The 576-nt window shown below is 53.3% G+C and carries 1 protein-coding gene; it reads right to left on the bottom strand.

What is annotated here, in order from left to right; translation table 11 throughout:
- Positions 1-163: 163 nt before the first annotated feature.
- On the bottom strand, positions 164-576 hold a 413-nt coding region (locus VSR34_RS38285), incomplete at its 5' end, for a hypothetical protein (RefSeq protein WP_342965220.1).

Genomic DNA, 576 nt, shown 5'->3' with positions numbered 1-576 from the left:
GTTGGCGAAAATCCGGCGCCGGACCGGGTAGCGCGTTCGGGGAAGCTCCACATGCAGGCAGCTGCGCGTCCAGGCATCGAATGACCGTTGACCGCTGTGGAACCGTCATCTGGATGACCGACGAACAGTACCGGCGATCGGCCGTTCCTGGCCGCCATCGGAACTACAGGCCGAGAATCGTGACGCAGCTATGTCTGAAATGATTGTCACTGGTCCAGGTCTCAATTTGCGAAATCATCGCGCCGAGGGCGACACAGTTCGTGTTCAGATTTTCAGTAAATCTTTCTTTTGAATCGGTGAAGATGAAGCCGATCCGCTGCAGCATGGCCGGTCTGGAGGTCTCCACTTCCAGACTACTCCGGATGTCTGCTAGGGCTTTTATTATTTTTTTCCAGTCAAGCATGCTGATTTGAGTGAATGCGTAGGGATCGTAAGTCGACTCGTATTTTTTGATCGTCGGTTCAATATACCCAAATACCTCTTCCTCGAAGAACAGCGAGCCATCGTTCCAGCATCGATTCGCGTAGGCGCCTGCCATGACTTCGACATAGGCAGTACCTTCCAACGATGACCGGT

The sequence above is a fragment of the Paraburkholderia sp. JHI2823 genome, from assembly GCF_038900695.1.
In the GTDB taxonomy this organism is placed as follows: domain Bacteria; phylum Pseudomonadota; class Gammaproteobacteria; order Burkholderiales; family Burkholderiaceae; genus Paraburkholderia; species Paraburkholderia mimosarum.
This window is presented reverse-complemented; position numbering and strand designations above follow the sequence as displayed.